Source organism: Sinorhizobium mexicanum (assembly GCF_013488225.1).
GTDB classification, from domain to species: Bacteria; Pseudomonadota; Alphaproteobacteria; order Rhizobiales; family Rhizobiaceae; genus Sinorhizobium; species Sinorhizobium mexicanum.
On the sequence record NZ_CP041238.1, the window covers coordinates 560,923 to 583,333 of the forward strand.

The following is a 22,411-nucleotide window of genomic DNA, read 5'->3' on the forward strand; positions in this document are numbered from 1 at the left end:
ATTCCATCGGACCGCTAATCTTCCAACAGCAATGGCAAAGGCTCTTGCCGGGGAGGTTCCCATGAAGAACCGTCGCAATTTCCTGATGGCGGGCGCCGCGCTCGCCGCATGGACGGTGGCCCGTGGCTTTGCGCCTCCCGCGCGTGCGGCCGGGGGCGAAACTTTCGAGATCGTGAAGACGGACGAGGAGTGGCGTGCGACCCTGACTGCGGAGCAATACGGCATTCTGCGGCAGGAGGATACGGAACAGCCCTTCACGAGCGCGCTCAACAACGAGAAGCGCAAGGGGATCTTCCGCTGTGCGGGGTGCGACCTGGCCCTCTATTCCTCCGAGGCGAAATATGACAGCGGCACCGGCTGGCCGAGCTTCTGGCAATCGCTTCCGAACGCAGTCGGCACACGCGAGGACAATTCCCTGTTCATGACAAGGATCGAATGCCACTGCCGCCGCTGCGGCGGGCATCTCGGCCACATTTTCGACGACGGACCCCCGCCGACCGGGAAGCGGCACTGCATCAACGGGCTGGCGCTGACATTTGCGCCGGCCGCCGCATGAGGGCCGGGTTTTGCCCCTGACCTTGACACTCCTCCCCGCACGTGGCGAGTCGGAGCCGGCGCAGCACATTCCTTCTCCCCATCGAAATGGGGAGAAGGTGGCCGGCCGGTTGAGGACCAGCCTACAGCGCCGCGCGTCTTTTCAGACGCGCAAAGGACGCTGTAGCACTTTGAATTGCTGCATGTCTTTGTCCTTTAATCGGCTACGATTAAAGGCGACATGCAGTAGAGCAATTCCAGGAAAAGGGTGTAACGGTTTTCCGTCCGGAATTGCGTAGTTTCAACGAGTTAGATCATTTCAGCGTTTCAATGAAACAATGAAAGGATCTACGACGCGGTGGCCTGCGGCGGAGATTGCACATCGGAGAGCGCAGCCTGCAGCCTCTGCTCCTGCTCGGGCGAGAGCGACGTTTTCAGCACGCGGCCGCGCAGCCCCGAAAACTCTGCGAGTACCCTTTCCGGTTGCACCTTGCGCACAAGAACAAAGAGTGCAGAGGAATTGTTCGGGATCGTATTGCCGAGCGACTTGATGAATTCGTCGTCGATACCGTAGTCGGCAAGCGATCCGGAGAGCGCCCCGGCGCCCGCGCCGAGTGCGCCGCCGATCGCGAAGCCCGCAAGTGGATTGAGGAAGAGCAGGCCGACGAGGCCGCCCCAGAGCGAACCCGAAAGAAGCCCTGAGGTCGCGCCGACGGCGGTGAGATTGAGGCTCTGCTTCAGGTGCACCTTGCCCTCGCCGTCGCGAACGACCACGACAGCGTCTTCAAGGTCGATCAGATATTCCTTCTTAAGGCTGTTCAGCTTCAAGAGAACCTTGTCGGCCTCTTCCGTCGAATCGAACCCTACGACAATCAAATCGGACATGTCTCTCTCCTGCATCTTGGCCCGCCGCAAAGAATGCGGCCGCTCGCAGAAATAGAGCACTTTGCGTGTCAGGGTAGTGACGAAGATCAAAGACTTTTGTCTTGAAGGATTCGTCTCAGCGGGCGACGGCGAGATCGATCGCTGCTCGCAGTTCTTCGATGCCGGCGCCCTTTTCCGAGGAGGTCGACAGCACCTCGGGAAAGGCGGCCGGGCGCTTCTTGATCTTCTCGATCGTTTCGGCGATCAACCGCGGCACGCCCGCCGCTTTGATCTTGTCCGTCTTGGTAAGCACGATCTGATAGGAAACGGCGGCCTTGTCGAGCAGCGCAAGGACCTCTTCGTCATTCTTCTTGATGCCGTGGCGGGCGTCGATCAGCACGTAGACGCGCTTCAGCGTGGAGCGGCCGCGCAGATAGTCGAAGACGAGCTTTGTCCACGCGTCGACGTGTTCCTTGGGCGCCTGCGCATAGCCGTAGCCCGGCATGTCGACGAGCGCCATCGGTGGCAGGTCGCCCGCCTCGCCGGAATAGCCATCCGGCACGAAATAGTTGAGCTCCTGGGTGCGACCCGGCGTGTTCGACGTGCGCGCGAGGCCTTTCTGTCCGACAAGGGCATTGATCAGCGACGACTTGCCGACATTCGAACGACCGGCAAAGGCGATCTCCAGCGGACCCTCCGGCGGCAGGAACTTCATGGCCGGAACGCCGCGGATGAAGATCCACGGGCGGCCGAAGGCGGAGGAATCGTTCTGGTTTTGCTTTTTCCCGGTCATCGCTCGATTTTTCCCGTTGCCCGGCCGGCTTCAAGGTTTTGCGCCGTCTTGTCAAGCGCGACCCGGATTTGCGCGAGCTTCGATGCGCAGCCGGCGTTGGCGCCAGAGTTCGACAGCGAGATAGGCAAAGAGGGCAAAGAGCACGATCGACCCGCCGATGATGGTATTGGTGCGGGGGATCTCGCCGTGAATGACCGCAACCCAAAGGGGCGCAAGAACGGTTTCCGCCGTCCCCAGCAAGGCCGCCAGCGCCGAGGGCAGAAGCCGCACGCCGGTGACGAAGAGCGCTAGACCGAGGCCAAAATTGAATGCCCCGAAGACGACCAGAATGCCGAGCTCGGAGGAGGTGACGGCAAAGTCCGAAGCCTGAGTTGCGGCGACCGTTGCGGCAATGAGCGTTCCGAGGCAGACAGCCGGCGTCATGCGGACATGGGCATAGCCGCGGGTGATGACCGTTGCGCAAGCGAGGGAGAGCGCAATCAGCAGGGCGAGCGCATCCCCGACCGGGGAGACGGCGCCGGTAATCGAATCCGAAACCATCACCAGCAGGCCGGCGATAACTGCGGCGATTGCCAGCCAGGTAAGTGGGGAGACGCCTTCGCGGAATACGACCCAGCCGATCAGGGCCGCGAGGAGCGGCACGCCCGCTTGAATGAGCATGATGTTGGCCACCGTCGTGTAGGCAAGTGCGAGCACGAAACTCATCGATGCTGTCGCGAAGCAGCAGCCGACGGCCACGCCGGGCCAGCCCATGTCGCGGAAGAGCCGCGTCATGTTCGAAGCGCCGTCACGAACCAGCATGAAGGCGAGGAGGAAAAGTGCGGCGAAGATCGACCGCCAGAAGACGATGACCCAACTGTCGGCGATGTCGAGGAAACGCACCAGTGTGCCGCCGAAGCTCCAGACGACCGCCGAGCCGACAACGAGCGCGATGCCGGCGGCACGGCCTTGTGCTGGCATGAAGGACTTCGGCAGGACGGTCGGCTGCGACATCATCGGAACCCGGATTGAAACCGGCAGACAATAGAGCGCTTGCCGGTTGCAGGCGCCGGTGTTCGCGACAGGCGGTTGTCGCAAAAGAAAAAGCCCCGGACCGATTGGTCCGAGGCTTTTGACGTGGACGACAACCGGCGGCTATTCCGCCGGTTTGGGTTTCTTCGCGAACAGCGATTTGAGGTTGTCGAAGAGCTCAATCTTCACACCCTGGCGCTTCATGATGATCGACTGCTGGATGATCGACAGCGTGTTGTTCCAGGCCCAGTAGATGACGAGGCCGGCCGGGAAGGACGCCAGCATGAAGGTGAAGACTACCGGCATCCAGGTGAACAGCATCGCCTGGGTCGGATCCGGCGGCGTCGGGTTCATCCGCATCTGCAGGAACATCGTGACGCCCATGACGAGCGGCCAGACGCCGAGGTGCAGGAAGGACGGAGCATCGAACGGAAGCAGGCCAAAGAGGTTGACGATCGTCGTCGGATCGGGAGCGGAGAGGTCCTGGATCCAGCCGAAGAACGGCGCATGGCGCATCTCGATGGTGATGTAGATCACCTTGTAGAGCGCGAAGAACACCGGGATCTGGATGAGAATCGGCCAGCAGCCCGCCAGCGGGTTGATCTTCTCGTCCTTGTAGAGTTGCATCATCGCCTGCTGCAGACCCATGCGGTCGTCGCCGAACTTCTTCTTCAGTTCCTCCATCTTCGGCTGGACCTTCTTCATGTTCGCCATCGACGCATATTGCTTGTTGGCGAGCGGGAAGAAGAGAAGCTTGACAACGATCGTGGTGATCAGGATCGCGATGCCGAAATTGCCGAACAGACGGAAGAAGAAATCCATCATTTTGAACATCGGCTTGGTGATGAAATAGAACCAGCCCCAGTCGATCAGCTTGTCAAAATTCGGGATCGAGTAGGCGACTTCGTAGTTGTCGACGACCGGAACTTCCTTCGCGCCGGCGAAAACCAGGTTCTTGACTTCCGCAGACTGGCCCGGTGCGATGGTGATCGCATCGCCCTTGTAGTCGCTCTGAAAGCGTGCACGACCGTCGGTGAAATGCGAGAAGCGCATTTCGAATGGGGTCGCCTGCGGCGGAACGATCGTCGCGGCCCAGTACTTGTCGGTGATGCCCAGCCAGCCGCCAGTCGCTTTGCCCGGTTCGACGGGCTGGTCGTCTTCGACCTTCGAGTAGCCGACTTCCTGCAGGCCTTCGTCGCCGGCCACGCCGATGAAGCCCTCATGCAGCACGTAGACGCTCGGCGTCGTCGGCTTGTTGAAGCGAGTGACGCGGCCGTAGGAAGACAGGGAGATCGGCGCCGACGTTTCGTTCTTGATGCTGTCGACGACCTGGAACATGTAACGATCGTCGACGGAGATCGTCCGGACGAAGGTGATGCCCTTGTCGTTGGTGTAGCTGAGGGTGACTGGCGTCGATGGCGTCAGCTTTTCGCCGCTTGAAAGTGTCCAGACGGTCTGCGGACCCGGTGCCGAACCGGTCGCATCGTTACCGATATAGCCGACCTCGGTGAAATAGCCGTCTGCCGTTTCCGCGGGGCTGAAGAGGGTGATGACGGCACTCTTCGGATCGACCGTCTCGTGGTACCCCTTGAGCCTCAAGTCGTCAAAGCGCGCGCCGGTCAGGTTGATGGATCCCGAAAGCGCCGGCGTATCGATCGCAACACGTGCAGACTTGGCGATCGCTTGGTCGCGGTTTTCGCCACCCGGAATGGCACCGCCGGCGGGCGCCTGGCCCGGCGTCGCCTGCGGCGTACCGCTCTGGGGCTGAGCCTGTTGCGTCTGCTGGGCCTGTTCCGTAGCGACGCGGTCCTTCTCGATCCTCGGGTTGACATAGAAGAATTGCCAAGCGACGAGGATCAGCACGGACAGTGCAATCGCGACGAAATAATTGCGGTTGTTTTCCATCATGGTTTCCTGGAACCGGCCGAGGGCCGCTTCGGTTTCGGCTTGTTTTCGATGCGATCGCAGAGCGCCCGGGTCAATGCGTCAAAGGGGGCATGCAGCAGATCGCGTCGGGCGACAATCACATAGTCGTGTCCGGGTTTCATTGCAAACCCGGCTGAAAGCCGCACTGCTTCTTTGAGGCGTCGGCGCATTCGGTTGCGCTCTACGGCATTGCCGTGCTTCTTGGTGACTGTGAAGCCGACGCGGGCATCACCTTCCAGATCCTTGCGGTCGAGCACTTCGAGCAGAAATAGTGGGCCTTTGCGGCTTTCTCCAGCTCTGACGGCCAAAAACTGCGGACGGCTTTTCAGCCGCCCGACAGTCGTCTTGTCTTTATCTGACGTCATATGCCCGGACATAGGTTTCGGGCAGGCTCGGCTTAGGCCGAGAGACGCTTGCGGCCACGAGCCCGGCGGGCTGCAAGGACCTTCTGGCCACCCTTGGTGGACATGCGTGCACGGAAGCCGTGACGGCGCTTGCGAACAAGCTTGGACGGTTGGTAGGTACGCTTCATTTATTTAAATACCGCGGTGTGCGGCCCTTCTTGAGTTTGCAAATTGCAAGAGCGTTTCACGTAACCGGGCACAGCTCCGCCTTGCGGGCAGGGTGGCTTGACCGGACGTGCGCGGCTTATAAGGACAAATGTCCGGCAAAGTCAATTCCCGACGGGCTTTGCGCTGCGCAGGTGGCGCGGATGGCCAGGCTCAGCCGCGCTCCTTCGAGATCGTGCATCCGGATCTGCAACGTCTTGATGCCGTGCCCCGCAACAACTCGACGGCCGGGCCGACAGCGCTTCATCAAACGGGCGGCGCGTAGGGCAGATCGGTGAACAAATGCCTAATCCGGCCTCCCTAGAAGTGGGTCGGAGCGGTGATGGTTTTCGTTAACCACGCGTAATTAAGCATTCCCTTTGTGGTGTGCAGCACACACCGTCTAGCGAGGGGACGGCGCCGGCGGCGTCGGGGGACAGGAATGAAAATTCGCGGAAAAATATATCTGATCGTCGGCATCATGAGTCTGCTTGCGATCGCCATCACCGGCATGTCGCTGCTGATCGTGTCGCAGTACAACGACAAGCTTCACCAATTCCAGAACGCATCCGACCGGGCGTTCAAGGGCGAGCGGCTCAACCGCCTGGTGACCGGCGTCGTCATGGAAGCGCGCGGCATTTACGCAGCCCCGACGATCGAAAAGGCAAAACCCTTCGCCGAAGGTCTCCTCAAGAACCTCGAAAAGATCGACGCACTGCTCGAAGAATGGCGCCCGCTGGTTCCCGCCGACAAACTCTCGTCCTTCGATGCGCTGGTGAAGCGCGCGGAAGAATTCAAGACCTTCCGCACCGAGACGGCCCGTCTCGGCCAACAGGTTTCGCCGCAGGCTGCCAACGAGCAGGGCAATAATGACGCCAATCGCGCCAATCGCAAGGCTTTCCAGGCCGAGATAGACGGGGTCGTGGACGCCAATCTCGAGTCGCTTGAGGCGACTACCGCTGAGATCGCAGCCTTTGAGCGCTCGATCATTCTCGTCGTGCTCGGCATTGCCGGCCTCGGCCTCGTCGCCGGAATTGGTACTGCCTTCTACATCGGTACCAACCAGCTCAGCCGCCCGATCCTCGACTTGACCGACGCCATGAAACAGCTTGCCGCAGGTGATCTCTCGGTCGAGGTGCCCTTCGCCGGCCGCAAGGACGAGATCGGCGATATGGCTGCCGCCGTCGGCATCTTCAAGCAGAACGGACTTGCGGTGCGTGAACTCAACGCTCAGGAAGCGGCGCTCAGGGAAAAGAGTGCGGATCTCCAGTCGAGCATCGGCATCGTCGTTTCGGCGGCCGCCGCGGGCGATTTCACCAGGCGCATCAGCAAGGACTATGGCAACGATGACCTCAACCGCTTTGCCGCGAGCGTCAACGAACTCGTCGGCAGCGTCGACAGCGGGATTTCCGAAACGCGGCGGGTCATCGCAAGCCTTGCCGCCGGCGACCTGACGCAAAGCATGAACGGCCAGTTCCAGGGTGCCTTCGCGGAGCTGCAGAAGAACGTCAACGACACGCTCACGACCCTGCAGAAAACCCTGCGCGAGGTGCGCACGACGACGGACTCGATCAACGGCAACGCATCCGAATTGCGCTCGGCAGCGGACGACCTGTCGAAGCGCACGGAGCAGCAGGCCGCTTCGCTCGAGGAAACCTCGGCCGCGCTCGATGAGATCACCGCCGCCGTCCGCAGCTCGACCGAGAGAGCGCAGGAAGCATCGGTCATGGTCACCGAGGCAAAGGAAAGCGCAACCGAGTCGGCTTCCGTGGTCCGTAACGCGGTCGAAGCGATGGGCCGCATCGAGCAGGCCTCGAACGAGATCGGCCAGATCACCAACGTGATCGATGAGATCGCCTTCCAGACCAATCTTCTGGCCCTGAATGCGGGTGTCGAGGCGGCGCGCGCGGGTGACGCCGGCAAGGGGTTCGCAGTGGTGGCCCAGGAGGTGCGCGAACTCGCTCAGCGCGCAGCCAGTGCCGCCAAGGATATCAAGGCGCTGATTTCGAAGTCGGGCGGCGAAGTCGCGACCGGCGTCAAGCTCGTCCAGGCGACCGGATCCGCGCTCGGCGAGATCGAAACGCGCGTCCTGAAGATCAACGACCATATCCATTCGATCGCGACGGCCGCGCGCGAGCAGTCGACAGGGCTTGCCGAGGTCAGCACGGCCGTCAATCAGATGGACCAGGTCACCCAGCGCAATGCCGCAATGGTCGAGGAGGCGAACGCCGCGACCCACAAACTGTCGGGCGAAACTGGGAACCTTGCCAACCTGATCGCCTACTTCAAGGTCGACCGCGATGCCGTCGGGGCAGTCGCGCCGGCAAGGGAAACAAGCCGTCCCGTTGCTTCGCCCGCCCGGCGTATGATGGGCAGCGTCGCTCGAGCCTTCGGCGGCAGTGCCGCCGCCGCGCGGGACGATTGGGAGGAATTCTGAGCCTAGCGCGTCTCGTCAAGGACGCCGACGTCACGAACTTTTCTCGCGGATGGTCTTAACGCTCTCCGCGAGAAAAAGTCTTTGGTGTATTTTGCTCCCGTCGCACCAGGGACGATGGTTCTTCTTTTCACAGCAACGTGAGTTGTCACGGCGAACCGTTCACGTTGACGTTTGACGGCGCGACCATTCGTTATTGGTTCCGGGTCCGGATTCCCTCTAACTCAGGGGTAGATCTCGCCGAAAGCAAGCCGCATGAACAATGGTGTCAGAAACGGGGTAGAAGGAGCAGCCCTGAACTCTTCGTCCGGGCGCAGTGACACAGAACGTGCGCCACGCCGTCCGTGGTGGCGGTTCGTGCCATTTGCTCTTCTCGTTGCCGGTGGGGCCGCCTGTTATGCGTTTGGCCTGCCGCACTATCTTTCGCTGACGGCACTTGTCCATCACCGCGAGGTCCTCAGCGCCTATGTCGATTCCTATCCGCTCCGAGCCGGTTCCGCATTCTTTGCGGTCTATGTTGCGGTGGTTGTCTTTTCGATCCCGGCTGCGTCGGTGCTGACCATATTTTCCGGGTTCCTGTTCGGCTGTCTTACGGGTGGAATTATCGCGATCGCCGCGGCGACACTGGGATCCTGCCTTCTGTTCCTTGCCGCGCGCGGGGTTCTCGGCGACCTCCTGCGCCCGCGTGCCGGGCACTTCCTTGAGCGACTGGCGGAAGGCTTCCGGCGCAATGCGTTCCTTTACCTTCTGATCTTGCGGCTGGCGCCGATCTTTCCCTTCTTCGTCGTCAATATCGCACCCGCTTTCTTCGACGTGCGGCTACGCACGTTTGCCATCGCAACGCTGATCGGCATCGTGCCGGGCACGCTCGCCTATGCCTGGGTCGGCCGCAGCCTCGACAACGTGATCGCTCGCTCGGCTGCGGCTGGCGGCGAGCTCACGATTTCGGATTTTGCGACGAGGGACATTTCGCTGGGGCTCGCGGCGCTGACGCTCATCGCGGCATTGCCTCTGGCGTTCAAGCTAATACAGTCGCGCCGCAAGACGGTCTGACGGAACGGAAGGCGGCGTGGCGAAGGTCCTCAATCCGGATATCTGTGTAATCGGTGGGGGTGCGGCCGGTCTGTCGGTGGCCGCCGGCGCTGCGGCCTTCGGCGTGCCGGTTGTCCTGGTCGAACGCGCCCGAATGGGTGGGGATTGCCTGAACTTTGGTTGCGTACCGTCAAAGACGTTGATCGCGGCTTCCAAACACGCGCAGGCGATCCGCGCTGCCGAGGAATTCGGCATCACCGCAGGCGAGCCGATCGTCGACTATGAACGGTTGCAGGCACGGGTTCATGCGGTCATCGGCGCCATCGCGCCGCACGATTCCGCCGAGCGCTTCGAGAGTCTTGGCGTGAAAGTCATCGCGGATACGGCACGGTTCGTCGACGACAGGACCGTTGCGGCCGGCGATCATCTTATCCGGGCGCGGCGCTTCGTGATCGCCACCGGCTCGTCGCCGGCTGTACCCGCAATTCCCGGGCTCGCCGAGACGCCGTATCTCACCAATGAGACGCTCTTCGATTTGAAGCGGCTGCCCGAACACCTCGTCATCGTCGGTGCCGGGCCTGTCGGGCTGGAAATGGCCCAGGCTCATCGCCGGCTCGGCGCGCGCGTTACGGTGATTGACAGCGGCAAAGCGCTTTCGAGCGGCGATCCGGAACTGGTGGCGATCGTTCTAGACGCGATCCGTGCCGAGGGTACCGTTCTTCACGAGGAAACCGCCATCCAGTCCGTGGAGCGGCACGCGGGCGGCGTGCGGCTGCATTGCAAAAACACGCAAGGACGTTTTTTTCTTGATGGCAGCGACCTGCTGCTGGCCGCCGGCCGTGCTCCCAATCACGTTTCTCTCGATCTTGATGCAGCAGGGATTCGGCACGACGTGAAGGGGATCGCCATTGGCACGGACCTTCGGACAAGCAATCGCCGCGTCTATGCAATCGGTGATGCCGCAGGTGGCCTGCAGTTCACCCATGTCGCGAATTATCATGCGCGCCTCGCGCTGCAACAGATCCTGTTTCGCCTGCCGGCGCGCGAAGACCGCGACATCATACCGCGGGTCACGTTTACCGATCCGGAATTGGCAGAGGTCGGTCTCGGCCAGGCGGACGCGCGGGAAAAGTTTGGGCGGGTCGACGTCGTCTGCTGGGACTTTTCCGCCAACGACCGCGCCCGCACCGACGGGCTCGGGCAGGGCCTCATCAAGATCACGGTCGGTCGGCGGGGACGGATCCTCGGTGCTGCGATTGCCGGCGCCGGTGCCGGAGAGATGATCAACGGCTTTGCTTTGGCCGTCGCCAATCGGCTGACGCTCAAACATTTCCGCGGCTATGTGGCGCCCTATCCGACCTTGTCCGAGATTGGAAAACAGGCATCGATCTCCTATTATGCCCCTGTGGCGCGAAATCCGCTCGTTCGGTCAGTAATCGGAATGCTGCGGTATTTCGGCTAGGTCACGATGAATTTTGGCTAACTCGGCCCAAATTCATAAACGTGATCGATTCTAATAGGTTAGAGCGGGATGTGGGCGGAGAACCGTGCACACTTTTCCTCATCCCGCTATACTGCATGATTCCTTAAATCGGAATCGATTTAAGGGCAAAATCATGCAGCAGTTCAAAGTGTTACAGCGACCTTAGCGCGTCCGATTGGACGCGCGGCGCTGTAAGTTGCAGGGAATGTTCTAGAGTTATGGTGGAAAAGGCGCGTTCGGCCAATGCGAGTGCGGTGCCCCGAGCGGCCGTGGGGTTTTTCCGCGGGCTCTCCGGCAAGCTGCTGCTTTTGACCGTGGCATTCATCATGCTGGCGGAAGTGCTGATCTTCGTGCCGTCGGTTGCCAATATGCGGATCCGCTGGCTTCAGGATCGGCTGAACACGGTGGCCGCAGCAGCCGTTGTGGTGGACGGACTGCAGAATGTCGAGCTTCCGCGGGCGGTGCAGCGCGACACGTTGATGGCGACCGGAACCAAGGCCATCGTCATTCGCCGCAAGGATGCGTCGCGGATGATCGCCACCGTCGACATGCCGCCGGCAATCGATGGTGAATACGATATCGCCAACTTTACCCCCGTCGGTGCGATACGCGACGCGTTCGACACGCTGCTTTTTGGCGGCAGCCGGATCGTGCGCGTCTATGGCCCGCTCGGCGAAACGGACGCGACCATCGAGCTGGTGATGAAGGATGCCGGCTTGCGCAAGGCGATGCTCGTCTATTCGCGCAATGTTTTCCTTCTGTCGATCGCGATTTCGTTAATCACGGGCGCGCTGATCTTCCTCGCAATCAATCGCATGCTGATCGTGCCGATCAGGCGGATGACGACGAGCATGCAGGAGTTTTCCAACGAGCCCTCCGACCCGGAGCGACTCCTCGTTCCGCCGGAAGGCAAGGATGAACTGGCGGTGGCCGGTCAACACCTTGCGAGCATGCAGCGCGACCTGCAGAAAACCTTGAAGCAACAGAAAAGCCTCGCCGAACTCGGCCTCGCGGTTTCGAAGATCAACCACGACATGCGCAACATTCTCTCGTCCGCGCAACTCATCTCCGATCGGCTTGCCGATGTCGATGATCCGGTGGTCAAACGCTTCGCGCCGACTTTGCTGCGGACGATAGACCGCGCCGTCGGCTATACGCAGGAGGTTCTCTCCTATGGGCGCACGGCCGAGGCAGCGCCGCACCGCCGCTTTGTTGCGCTGCGTCCGCTCGTCGAGGATGTCGCCGAACTCCTCGCTATCGATCGCCAGAGCGGCATCGATTTCGAAATCCAGGTACGAGACGACGTCGTGGTCGACGCCGACAGCGAGCAGCTTTTCCGTGTCGTCCACAACATCTGCCGCAACGCCGTCCAGGCGTTGACGAATCACGAGCCGGAGGACGGCCGCGCCAGGTCGATCGCCGTTTCGGCTATGCGAACCGGAAGCGTGGTTACGATTTCCATCGACGACACGGGGCCCGGCATGCCGGCCAAGGCGCGCGAAAACCTGTTTACTGCCTTCCGAGGTTCGGCGCGCTCCGGCGGCACCGGCCTCGGGCTCGCCATCGCCCGCGAACTTGTGCTCGCTCATGGCGGGACGATCGCCCTCGTTGAAAAGCCGACGCCTGGCACGCTCTTCCGCATCGAACTGCCGGATCGCCCGGTGCCGCTGGACGCTTTCCGCTCGAAGGCGCGGCCCTGATATCCATCCTCGAGCCACCGCCGTTCTTATCGCCGGGCTTCGGATTGCTCTCTGCGGAGCCTTATCCACCTGTCGTCGCAAAAATGAAATTTTTTGCCGAAAGGCGCTTGCAATCGCTGAAAGGACCCAGTAGAGGATCGCCACGCAAGCGGTTCTCACCGCTTCAGGCAAGCACCCGTAGCTCAGCTGGATAGAGCACCAGACTACGAATCTGGGGGTCAGGAGTTCGAATCTCTTCGGGTGCGCCATTTTCCCTGGATTGTCGGTTTGTAGTTGTTTCCCTGGCGTGAGTGCAGAGCTGGAAACAGTGATTCCCTTGCGAATGACATGCAGGATCAAGAGCCATGATCACCCTTGATGAATGTCTTCACAGTTGAGCCTGCCAACCAGCAGAGGGTCGTCGACCTGATTGTTCGCGCGACAGACGAATTCGTGAGCAAGGCGCCGGGGTTCATCTCCTCAACGCTCCACCGCAGCTTCGATGGCACGAAGGTGGCGATGTATGCACAGTGGGAAAGCGCGGAGCACTATGAGGCGATGGGGCGCGATCCCGGGCCACTGCCTCTGTTCGGGGAGGTGCTCACCTTGGCCAAGTTTGAACCCGGCATGTACGAGATCGTCCGGACGTTCCCGCCTGCGACCGAATAGCCCGCAGCGTTGGCCGGATATCCGTCCTGCGGCGGGAAACTTCATCGTTTCTCGCCGATGACGATCAAATATTCCCGCCTGATGTGGAGTCCGGCCTCGACCTGATAGTGCGCGTGATAGGCATCGACATCGCGCTTCAGCGCGGCGCGTTCATCTTCATTCAAGCCTTCGTAAAGCGTCCGCAACGGCCCGAAGCCGCGCAAGTACCAGTTCCAGATCGCGTCGACGCTTTCGTGGTAGGCGTTGTTGGTGCCGTGCTCGAACGTGAGTTTGAATTCCCGCCCGAGCAGGTCTTCGAGATGGGCCGGATCGCCCCACGATAGCGATGATTCCTTCGGCGGCGGCGCCTTCGTGTGAGCGCTGATTACAGCGAAGAGGCGGGCAACGGCGCCCGTCGGGGCCCAAGTGGACATGCAGAGCCGTCCGCCTTTGCCGCAGATCCGCGCCAGTTCGCCGGCGGCGCGGCGGTGGTTCCCGGCGAAGATCACCCCGAAGGTCGAAAGTATCTTGTCGAAGCTTTCGTCCGGGAAGGGTAGGTTCTCGGCATCGGCGACGCGGTAATTGATCGGCGGCTCGACGCCGGTCGAAAGCCGGCGGGCAGCGTCGATCAGATCGGCCGATATGTCGATCGCCGTGACGTTTGCGCCGAAACGCGCGGCATTGCGTGCGCTCCAGCCGGTGCCGGTCGCGACGTCGAGCACTTTGTCGCCGGGCTTTGGGCTCAATCGCTGGGCGGCGTGCGCCAGCGCGTCCGAGATGGCGAAGCTGACAAGGTCGTAGTGTCTGCCGCCTGCTCCCCAGATGGCTGCCTGATCGCGGTTGTGTTCCTGGATTCCGTCGCTGAGATGTTCCGACATGAAACCCTCCCTCGGCTCTTGAGAGCGCCATTTCACCACTTGGAAGGCCTGGTGGCTACTTCACAATCTGTAGTGGGATCGCGATGCTGCCGGGTGTAAACTGCGCGCCGAAAGGAAGTGATCGCGATGAGGAGCTACAATCAGTTCTGCCCGATCGCCAAGGCCGCCGAGATCTTTTGCGAGCGATGGACGGCTTTGATCCTGCGAGACCTCGCGTTTGGCGCCACCCGCTTTTCCGATCTGCAGCGCGGCGTGCCCCTGGCTTCGCCGACGCTTCTGTCGTCGCGGCTGAAGAAACTTGAGGCGGAGGGCATCATCGTCCGGTCCGTATCCGACGACGGGCGCGGCCCGACCTATCGGCTGACGCATGCCGGCCAGGAGTTCGTCCCGATCATCATGGCGCTCGGACAATGGGGCCAGCGATGGTCGCGCAGGACCTTGGCGGAGCACGAGATCGATCTCGGCCTGCTGCTCTGGGCGCTTCAAAAGGGCGCGCACCCTGAACTGTTCGGCACCGAACGCGTCGTCATACAATTCGAGCTCACGGACCAGGTCGAGAAGAAGCGCCACTGGTGGTTCCTCAATCAAGACGGCACCTGCGAACTCTGCCTGAAGCCGCCCGACCGCGACGCGCAGCTCTACGTCATCGTCTCTCTATTGGACCTGACACGAATTTGGCGTGGTGACCTGCCGTTTGCTTCGGCGCTCCACCACGGGGCGATAGAGGTGGACGGCAGCGGGCGGCTTCGCAAGCTGTTTCCGCTATGGCTCGGCGTCAGCCCGCTGGCGCATATCCGGTCGGAACGCCGGGAGCGCGTCGGCTAGAGCGCCGTGCGTTCAAATGAACGCACAAAGGACGCCCTAGCACTTTGATTCTAGAGCATCTTATCCGCCTTCAGTGATGCCACTTGAAAGCGGGATGCTCTGGATCACGATGATTGGAGCGGCGATGCGGAAAGCCGTGGGCGGCAACGCATCTTACTGGGCGTCGAGCTCCACGTCTCCGTCGAAATCGAAAACCGCTCGAACGCTGAAGACGTGAGCGGTTTGCTCGTCGGCATCGCGTGCAAAGGTGTAAGCGGCGGCGAGCTTCCACCCCGACCGATCGAATGGCATGCCTTCGCCATGCTCATCATCGGGCTCGTAGATGACCTCAAGATCAGCCAGATGCTCGTGTGTGTCCGGCCCGCCGTCGACGAGGTTCAACTGCCGGGTATAGCTCGCGACGTAAGTCAGCGGCTCCAGCTCAAGCGCAGCGGAGCCCGTGAGGACCAGTGCGTCGTCCGGACGGCTGTTGAAATGCCGTAGGTAGGCCGCTTCCCCGAGCAGTCTCAGCGTCATCTCGTTCAGCTGCAGGCTTGCCGTCGAGGATGCCAGGTAGGCCACTTCGTCTCCTGGTGTGAGCCCGTCTTCCAGGTCCTCGCCGCTGGGTTCTCCGGCCTTCTGGTACCGGAAAGCCAGCCTGTAGCCGAAATCGCCGTCCATATAGCAATCGACCGGCTCCGCCCCTCTGCAGCCGTCAAGGACAAGCGAGAGCGAGGACAGGCCATCGGTGTTACCGGCGCCGCCATCCGAAAGTCGCGTCCGCCCCCGTGTGGTAAACAGGGAATCGCTGAAGATCGATCGGTCGGTCGTGAACGCCGTTGCGGCCAGGGCCTGGTCCATCCCGAGACCGTCGAAGTCGAATACGACCTGGGCGCCGACGCGCTCGTCCGCGTCGAAATCCGAGACAAGGTCCGTGGCGTTGATTCCGGGCGCGACTTCGCTGGCAAGGCTGAAGATTGTATCGAACTTTCCCGCCCTGATGGTCGCCGGGCCCGCTTCGATGCCGGTGTAGAGTTCGGCCAGATAGGTCCCGATCCCTTCAAAAGTCGCGTTTTCGCCCGGCTGTGGCTCGACAACCGGCTCGGTGATGATGGACGTGGCGAACCGCAGATAGTCGGTCGGCGCGAAGAACAGGTCGACTGTAAGTGTCGGCTGCAATTCGTCGGATCTCAAAAGCGAGGGGTCGGCGGCAAGTAACCAGTCGTTCTGGAGCTCCGCAGAAACTTCGTACCCCGCACAGGGCGCGGTGCAACCTTCGACGAGCCCCGGCACGGCGTCCTCGGCCAATGCTGTGATTGGGAGCGCCAACAACAGCGCGCCTGCGCGAGCGAAGGCGAGAAGGCGCATACCGACCCCTGTCAGCACGGCGCGCCGAGCGCATCCCGGGCAGGGGCGGGATCAGGGCGGCGGCCAACGGACCTGCTGTCGCACCCTGCCGAAGACTTGGAAATCCGCATGGCCGTTATCCTGTTCACGCCGGGAAACGACCATAGCCGATGATTTGACTGCTACCAAGGATGAACCGGTTCCTTGAGGCGCGGCGAGCCGGTCGGCGGCATTGCAGGCGGCAGGCGGCTGCAGCCCAGGATCGGCGACCCATCTCACATCCGTGAGATGGGTCGTTCAGCTCGTTGAACAGTCAAGGCTTTTTCCACGCTACGCCTGCCGGATTCCCGTGTGGCGGTCGCCATTGCATGCTCGGCTCGCGGAGCCGCAGGCTGGGGCGCGGCCGCGATCACCTCGGAGGATATGCTATGGCCATTTTACCCGATTTCGGTGCGGCGAGCTTCATTCCCGGAGCGCCGATCGACAACCCCTACCTCCCGCTAATCCCCGGTCACGTCTTGAGTTACAGCGGCGATGAGACCGATCCCGATACCGGAGAGGTCACGACGGAGCGCAACGACGTCTTTACTACCTCTGCGACATTCGATGTCCGTGGAGTCAGCACGTCGGTGATCCGCGACACAGTCTACGAGGACGACGTGATTCTTGAGGACACCTTCGATTGGTATGCCCAGGATACTGCCGGCAATGTCTGGTACTTCGGCGAGACCGTCGTCAATTACGAGTACGACGACGACGGCAGTTTCATCGGCGTCAATCATGACGGCCAGTGGTCGGCCGATGATCCCGGCAACCAGCCGGGCTGGGCCATGAAGGCGACCCCGGAATTCGGTACGGCCTATTATCAAGAATTCGCGCCGGGCATCGCGGAGGACGAAAGTATCCTCGCGGAGATCGGGCTCAGCATGAAGACGCTCTTGGGGAAATTCGAGGACGTGATCAAAACGATCGACAGTTCCGCCCTGTCCACCGGCGCCGAGTTCAAATATTACGCACCCGGCGTGGGCGAAATCGCCGAGCTTGAGTTGGCGCCCGACGGCAGTATCACGTCGAAAGCCGATCTTTACCGACAAGGCGTGGTCGGCGTCCCGGATGACGATACGGACGACGTCACGCCTGCTTTGGCTTCGCTTCACGAAGGAAAGGAGGTAAAGGATCTCCCCGACGTACGTGACCTTGATTTGGCGAACTTCACCGGGACCGGGACGACGAAGCAGGTGACGGTGCTCGGCGGCTCCACCGACAGCGCAGATGCGCTCGGCGCCTATTTCGTCGACGCGGCGACCGGAGCCACAAGCGAAGCGAGCATACTCGTGGCGGATCTATCGAGTGCCTCAAACGGTGACTCGGTGGCTGTCGACGTTCCGGAAGGCCAGACCCTGTGCCTGTTCCTGGTGCGCGGCGTCGACGAGACCGGCGTCGATGTGGAGCAGTATGCCGATGGCGGGCTGCATCTTCAAAACCTGCTGACCGGCGCGCCGGCGAGCATCAGGGACCTCTTTGCCCCCACCGTCATGGACGATGCCGGCAACATCCTGCCGATCCAGCCCTTGAGCGCGCTCGGGGCCGATGACGGTACAAATCTGCTGAACCCTGCCGGCAGCATGCAGGCGATCGGGCTCTCCTCGAAGGTACCGGGCACGGCCGGGATCGACATCATCGGCTTCGAAGACCGATTGAACACCAGTCCCGACTATGACGGCGATTTCAACGACGCGATCGTCGCGGTCAGCGACGCGCCGATCGCGTCCGAGACGCTCGGCCAGCTCATTCGCGAAGCCGGAGGCGCAAAGCCCGGAGCAGCAGGCGGCGCTCAATCGGTCAGCGCTAGCACAAATGACCTCCCAGCCGGCGATCAGGCTACGGATCAGGCTGGAGACCAGGTCGGAGATTGGCTGACCGGTGACACTTTCCAGTTCGCCGACACGGCACCGTATGAGAAGCGGACCGCCGATTCCGACTTCGGATGGGGGCATTTGGTCGTGGCCGGGGATTGGGCCTTTTCTTGCGGAGAACGCGTCCACGATGATTGGCTCGGCGATTGGGTCGTCGCGGGCGACGTCGATGCCGCAGCTCCCGGCGCCGCCTCGCTGAGTGCCGATGGTTTCTTCTTTGCCTGAGCGGCATTTTGCGCCCGTCTGTTGCGGAACCCGGCTCGCGGGCGCAAAATCTCGATGGCACAGCAAGTTTGCGGGATGCCGCCGTAATGTGAGCTGGGGAGACGAACCATGGATTGGACCAGGGGACGTGGCCGGCAGATCCTTATCGCAGGTGCGGTATCGGCATTCGCACTGTTGCTCGGCCTTGAGTTCGTGAAAGAGGAGGAGGAACTAACAATCGCAGAACTGCTGACGGAGGCGGTGAGCATCGCGCTTCTCGTCGGATGCTCTGCCTGCGTGGCACTGCTTTCTTCGCGCCTTCGCGAACAGGAAGCAGGCAACCTCGATCTGCGCGACAAGGTCGCGCGTATACGTGAAAGCAACGCCCAATGGCGCGCCGACCTGGCCGACCATTTTCAGGAACTCGGCGCCGCCATCCAGCGCCAGTTCGCCGCCTGGGGCTGCACCCAGGCGGAGCAGGAGGTCGGCTTGCTGCTGCTCAAGGGCTTCAGCCACAAGGAGATCGCGCGGATCCGGGGCGCAAGCGAAGCGACAATTCGCCAGCAGGCGACCTCGGTTTACCACAAGGCCGAGCTCTCGGGCCGCGCCGCGCTCTCCGCCTATTTCCTGGAGGAGTTGCTGATGCCACCGGGGCCGACATCTGCGTCTCCCGCCCATGGCGACGGCTTTGCTCGTCCGGAAATTTCGAATGCCGCTGGCCGCACCAGCCCGGGCTGAACGCGGCACCGCGCGCCCTCGCGGCGGTCTCATGATGATCGGCTACCGTAGTCCCTCAGCGCTCGGGCTCTCGATGGCGTTCATCGCCCCATCAACGCCGGTATCGATTTGCAATCGCCTCGCAATTTCAATGGTCTACCAGACAAAGGGAATCAGGCGATGGCGAACGCGCGCCGCATAGGCGTCATATCCGGCAAGGCCAGTCCGCAGCGCCTTTTCCTCAATGCCGATGCGAACAGCGAGCAGCAGTGCGAACAGAACCACCGCCACGAGCCCCCACCATGAGCCGAGGAGCAGCGACGTTCCCGCAAGGTAGAGGAGGCCGCCGGCATAGAGGGGATGGCGAACGTAGCGGTAGGGCCCGGCGGTGACCACCCTTTGTCCCCGTTCCCTCTGGACCTTGACGACCGGCGCCGCGAAGCTGTTTTCCCGGAATGTCCAATAATTCAGCCAGATGGAAAGCAGGAGGATCAACGCGCCGACGCCCTGTACCCATTGCGGCACCGACGACCAGCCGAACCGCACCGCATCGAGCGCCATGAACGCGAAGGAGCCGAACAGGAACAGAAAGATGATCGTGAGCAGCACTTTGTCCGCGAAAGGTTGGCCTTTCTGAATCGGCGCCGACAGCCGTTCCTTGAGAAGTGCCGGATCATGCCGCGCGAGCGATAGTCCGGCGATCAGGGAGACCGCCAGCATCAACGCGACGTAAACCCACCCGGCCGGCCAGGCGACGGTTCCGGCGGATGCAAAGAGCACAGCTCCGATGATTGCCAACCAGATGACGGTTTGCACGATCAGTCTGACGATCATGGGCACGCTCCAGGTGGTCGGGGACGCCCACAGCGCCGCGCGTCCAACCAGACGCGCTAAGCTCGCTGCGGCAGCGTTTCAGGTAGCGCAGCCGCTCGCAACCGCAACCCTCCATTGTGCGACCTGCACAGTGGAGGGACTTTTCCATCGACACTCGTTCTCGACAAGTTCGAAATCTGCCATGCGACGGGCCCAAACGCGGCCGCGATGGCAGCTCGCCCTCACGCTGTCGTGTGCAGTCGCTCCTTAACAACCCTTTGCTCGATCCCCATATAGATTGGAGTGCTTCCCGACACCCATCCGCCGGGAAGGAGGGTTTTATGTATCGCTACATGATGAAGGAACTCATGGTCGTCATCGTCGGGCTGGCTGTCTTCTCGACGTTGATCCTGCTTTTCCTTCTGTAGATATGGTGAAGACCCCGGCGTCAGCCTTTGCCGAGCTTTTCAAGCGTTCTCGGATCCCTTTCCCCGTCGAAATAGCGGTCGAGCGCCCTTGCGAAGACGCCGACCGTCGGCGCGGCCCTTTCGAACAGCGTCATGGATGAGCGAAACTTGAGGTCGTCCGGCCGCCCGAAAATCTCGAGCGCGGATCGGCCCTGAACGGCATTGACCGCCGCCGTGCATTCGAGAATGCGGTGGCCAAGGAGCGGATGTCGCAGATAGGCACGCGTCTCGTCCAGGTTCGCAAGCGCATAATATTGTGCCGTCGGTGAATGGCCGAGGCCCTCGATCTGCGGAAAGATGAACCACATCCAATGGGTTCGCTTGGCGCCGGCGGTGAGTTCCGCGAGCGCGGCGCGATACGTGCTTTCCTGCGCTTTTACGAAGCGCTCAAGATCGAAGGCCTCTTGCATCGCTGCCTTCCTTCCGACACCCCCGCGAAGCGCCGGTCACCCTACCATCTGTGATGAACATGAACCTTGATCAGCCGCTCGTAAAGCGCGGCGATCGCGGCCATGGTCGTATCGTCCAGTGCCGGGAGCGCGCTTGCTGCGGCGTTCGACTGCGCCTGCGCCTCGTTGCGGGCGCCCGGGATCACGACCGAAACGGCCGCCTGCTCCAGGATCCAGCGAAGCGCGAACTGGGCCATCGGCACGTTGGACGGCACCAGCGCGCGCAACTTTTCCACCGCTTCGAGCGCCACGTCGAAAGGCACGCCGGCGAAGGTTTCACCGACATCGAAGGCTTCGCCGTGGCGGTTGAAATTGCGGTGGTCGTCAGCCGCGAAAACCGTATCCTTGCCGATCTTGCCCGTAAGCAGGCCGGAGGCGAGGGGAACGCGCACGATGACACCGACATTTTTCTTCCGTGCCTCGGTGAAGAACAATTCCTGCGGGCGCTGGCGGAAGATGTTGTAGATGATCTGAACCGTCGCGACGCACGGATATTCAATCGCCTTCAGCGCCTCCTCGACCTTTTCGACCGAGACACCGTAGTGGCGGATCTTGCCCTTGGCGACCAGCCGATCGAGCGCCTCGAAGACATCCGGATGATAATAGACCTCCGTCGGCGGGCAGTGGAGCTGCACCAGATCGAGCGCATCGACGCCGAGATTCTTCAGGCTGCGGTCAATGAATGCCTCGATATTGGCGGCCGTATAGCCGTGGGCGACATGCGGATTGAGCCGTCGGCCGGCCTTGGTGGCAACGAACGGCTTTTGTCCGCCGCGTTCCTTCAGCACTGCCGCAATGATCTTTTCCGAACGCCCGTCGCCATAGACGTCTGCCGTGTCGATGAAGGTGACGCCGCTGTCGAGCGCGGCGTGAAGCGCGCGCTTGCCGTCCTCTTCGCTGACGTCGCCCCAAGCGCCGCCGATCTGCCAGGCGCCAAAGCCGATTTCCGAAATCGCTGCGCCCGTTCGTCCCAAAACTCTCGTTTTCATTTCGATGTCCTCGTCCTGTTCTGCGTCGGCGTGATTTCTATGATGATTGCGGCGCGTTCGGAAGCTCAGTCTTCGAGCGAGGCGAACGCCTTGCCGCGACTGAGATCGGTAACGAGGACGAGGATCTCCGCCGCGATGTCCTTGCGCATCTCGGCCGTCAGGACCGCCCCTGTATCCGTGAATGTTTCTCCCACGACGGCTACGCCACGGGCCGCCAGCCGCGCCTTGATCAGGGCAAGATCGGCAAAGTCGCAGGCGATCGTGGCGCGCTGCGTGTCGACGAGTTCCACCTTTTCGGCTGCCCTCAGGCAGAGTGCCGCAGTGCCGCCATAGGCGCGGATCAGCCCGCCGCTTCCAAGCAGGACGCCGCCGAACCACCGGGTGACGACGACCGCGACGCGATCGAGCGATTGGCCGTCGATCGCCGCAAGGATAGGCTTGCCCGCCGTGCCGCTGGGCTCCCCATCGTCGCTGAACCGATAGGTCTGGCCGATGCGCCAGGCCCAGCAATTGTGATTGGCGGTCGAGTCGGAATGCGCTGCCAGAAAGGCCTTTGCCGATTGCTCGTCCTCGATCGCGCCGGCGATCGCCAGGAACCGGCTTTTCTTGATTTCCTGTGTCGAGGTCTCGATGCGCTGGAGCGTGAACATCCGCTGCTTCCGTTTTTCAGGCGGTGATAGCGGATTGGTAATGCTTCGTCATCTGTCATGGCCCCTCATCCGCCTGCCGGCACCTTCTCCTCGCAGGCGGGGAGAAGGGGCTTGCGGCACCGCCTCGTTCCTCACAAAGGGCTTGCGGCACCGCCTCGTTCCTCACAAAGGTGGTACGAATGATGCGTCGGCGTGAGGCACGTTCCCTCTCCCCGCGAGCGGGGA

At 61.9% G+C, this 22,411-nt stretch carries 21 protein-coding genes and 1 tRNA gene; 10 read left to right on the forward strand and 12 right to left on the reverse strand.

The annotated features are described in order from the left end of the window. The first annotated feature begins 61 nt into the window (after positions 1-61). Complete coding sequence (gene msrB, locus FKV68_RS02625; protein ID WP_180939997.1) at positions 62-556, forward strand: peptide-methionine (R)-S-oxide reductase MsrB; 495 nt, start codon at positions 62-64, stop codon at positions 554-556. A gap of 326 nt (positions 557-882) precedes the next feature. Here msrB and FKV68_RS02630 read toward each other — a convergent pair whose 3' ends face one another. From FKV68_RS02630 to rpmH, 6 genes are all read right to left on the reverse strand, one after another. Continuing rightward, positions 883-1,419: a DUF1269 domain-containing protein gene (locus FKV68_RS02630; RefSeq protein WP_180939998.1), complete on the reverse strand. Its 537-nt coding sequence runs from the start codon at positions 1,417-1,419 to the stop codon at positions 883-885. A gap of 115 nt (positions 1,420-1,534) precedes the next feature. Beyond that, positions 1,535-2,191, reverse strand: a complete 657-nt coding sequence (gene yihA / locus FKV68_RS02635; RefSeq protein ID WP_180939999.1) for a ribosome biogenesis GTP-binding protein YihA/YsxC — start codon at positions 2,189-2,191, stop codon at positions 1,535-1,537. A 51-nt stretch (positions 2,192-2,242) separates the two neighbouring features. Then, positions 2,243-3,184: a DMT family transporter gene (locus tag FKV68_RS02640; RefSeq protein ID WP_180940000.1), complete on the reverse strand. Its 942-nt coding sequence runs from the start codon at positions 3,182-3,184 to the stop codon at positions 2,243-2,245. A gap of 141 nt (positions 3,185-3,325) precedes the next feature. Next, a complete protein-coding gene (yidC, locus tag FKV68_RS02645) occupies positions 3,326-5,107 on the reverse strand; it encodes a membrane protein insertase YidC (RefSeq protein WP_180940001.1) in 1,782 nt (593 codons plus the stop codon). Continuing rightward, positions 5,107-5,505, reverse strand: a complete 399-nt coding sequence (gene rnpA / locus FKV68_RS02650; protein ID WP_180940002.1) for a ribonuclease P protein component — start codon at positions 5,503-5,505, stop codon at positions 5,107-5,109. Before rnpA ends, yidC begins: the two co-directional genes overlap by 1 nt. Before the next feature lie 20 nt (positions 5,506-5,525). Continuing rightward, a complete protein-coding gene (rpmH, locus tag FKV68_RS02655; protein WP_012706673.1) occupies positions 5,526-5,660 on the reverse strand; it encodes a 50S ribosomal protein L34 in 135 nt (44 codons plus the stop codon). Between the two features lie 458 nt (positions 5,661-6,118). Here rpmH and FKV68_RS02660 point away from each other — a divergent pair, with 458 nt between their 5' ends. The 6 genes from FKV68_RS02660 to FKV68_RS02685 all read left to right on the forward strand — a co-directional run bounded on the left by FKV68_RS02660 (position 6,119) and on the right by FKV68_RS02685 (position 12,973). Further along, positions 6,119-8,113, forward strand: coding sequence for a methyl-accepting chemotaxis protein (locus tag FKV68_RS02660; RefSeq protein ID WP_180940003.1), 1,995 nt, complete (start codon positions 6,119-6,121; stop codon positions 8,111-8,113). A gap of 252 nt (positions 8,114-8,365) precedes the next feature. Next, positions 8,366-9,163: a TVP38/TMEM64 family protein gene (locus FKV68_RS02665; protein WP_180940004.1), complete on the forward strand. Its 798-nt coding sequence runs from the start codon at positions 8,366-8,368 to the stop codon at positions 9,161-9,163. Between the two features lie 16 nt (positions 9,164-9,179). After that, complete coding sequence (locus tag FKV68_RS02670) at positions 9,180-10,604, forward strand: dihydrolipoyl dehydrogenase family protein (RefSeq protein WP_180940005.1); 1,425 nt, start codon at positions 9,180-9,182, stop codon at positions 10,602-10,604. Positions 10,605-10,843: 239 nt separating this feature from the next. Continuing rightward, positions 10,844-12,325 carry a sensor histidine kinase gene (locus FKV68_RS02675; protein WP_180940006.1) on the forward strand — a complete coding sequence of 494 codons (1,482 nt, stop codon included), beginning with the start codon at positions 10,844-10,846 and terminating at the stop codon, positions 12,323-12,325. Positions 12,326-12,496: 171 nt separating this feature from the next. Continuing rightward, positions 12,497-12,573: transfer RNA gene (locus tag FKV68_RS02680), tRNA-Arg, on the forward strand. 109 nt (positions 12,574-12,682) lie between these two features. Then, positions 12,683-12,973, forward strand: a complete 291-nt coding sequence (locus FKV68_RS02685; protein WP_180940007.1) for an antibiotic biosynthesis monooxygenase family protein — start codon at positions 12,683-12,685, stop codon at positions 12,971-12,973. 41 nt (positions 12,974-13,014) lie between these two features. On the opposite strand, the gene FKV68_RS02690 is transcribed toward FKV68_RS02685, so the two are convergent. Then, the gene (locus tag FKV68_RS02690) at positions 13,015-13,830 is read right to left on the reverse strand and encodes a class I SAM-dependent methyltransferase (protein ID WP_180940008.1); all 816 of its coding nucleotides are present in this window, start codon (positions 13,828-13,830) and stop codon (positions 13,015-13,017) included. 126 nt (positions 13,831-13,956) lie between these two features. Between FKV68_RS02690 and FKV68_RS02695 the strand changes: the two genes are divergently transcribed. Beyond that, complete coding sequence (locus tag FKV68_RS02695; RefSeq protein WP_180940009.1) at positions 13,957-14,655, forward strand: winged helix-turn-helix transcriptional regulator; 699 nt, start codon at positions 13,957-13,959, stop codon at positions 14,653-14,655. A 153-nt stretch (positions 14,656-14,808) separates the two neighbouring features. On the opposite strand, the gene FKV68_RS02700 is transcribed toward FKV68_RS02695, so the two are convergent. Then, positions 14,809-16,002, reverse strand: a complete 1,194-nt coding sequence (locus FKV68_RS02700) for a hypothetical protein (RefSeq protein WP_245181695.1) — start codon at positions 16,000-16,002, stop codon at positions 14,809-14,811. Between the two features lie 407 nt (positions 16,003-16,409). Here FKV68_RS02700 and FKV68_RS02705 point away from each other — a divergent pair, with 407 nt between their 5' ends. Together FKV68_RS02705 and FKV68_RS02710 are read left to right on the forward strand one after the other, a co-directional pair. After that, positions 16,410-18,122 carry a hypothetical protein gene (locus FKV68_RS02705; protein ID WP_245181696.1) on the forward strand — a complete coding sequence of 571 codons (1,713 nt, stop codon included), beginning with the start codon at positions 16,410-16,412 and terminating at the stop codon, positions 18,120-18,122. A 108-nt stretch (positions 18,123-18,230) separates the two neighbouring features. Then, positions 18,231-18,839: a helix-turn-helix transcriptional regulator gene (locus FKV68_RS02710; protein WP_180940010.1), complete on the forward strand. Its 609-nt coding sequence runs from the start codon at positions 18,231-18,233 to the stop codon at positions 18,837-18,839. A 135-nt stretch (positions 18,840-18,974) separates the two neighbouring features. Here the strand turns inward: FKV68_RS02710 and FKV68_RS02715 are convergent, their stop codons facing one another. The 4 genes from FKV68_RS02715 to FKV68_RS02730 form a co-directional block, all read right to left on the reverse strand. Then, positions 18,975-19,652: a methyltransferase family protein gene (locus FKV68_RS02715; protein WP_180940011.1), complete on the reverse strand. Its 678-nt coding sequence runs from the start codon at positions 19,650-19,652 to the stop codon at positions 18,975-18,977. Between the two features lie 427 nt (positions 19,653-20,079). Then, positions 20,080-20,508: a DUF1810 domain-containing protein gene (locus tag FKV68_RS02720; protein ID WP_180940012.1), complete on the reverse strand. Its 429-nt coding sequence runs from the start codon at positions 20,506-20,508 to the stop codon at positions 20,080-20,082. A gap of 41 nt (positions 20,509-20,549) precedes the next feature. Next, positions 20,550-21,536, reverse strand: coding sequence for an aldo/keto reductase (locus FKV68_RS02725; protein WP_180940013.1), 987 nt, complete (start codon positions 21,534-21,536; stop codon positions 20,550-20,552). A gap of 65 nt (positions 21,537-21,601) precedes the next feature. Then, positions 21,602-22,186 (reverse strand): IMPACT family protein, encoded by a 585-nt coding sequence (locus FKV68_RS02730; protein WP_180940014.1) that lies wholly within the window; start codon positions 22,184-22,186, stop codon positions 21,602-21,604. Positions 22,187-22,411: the final 225 nt, after the last annotated feature.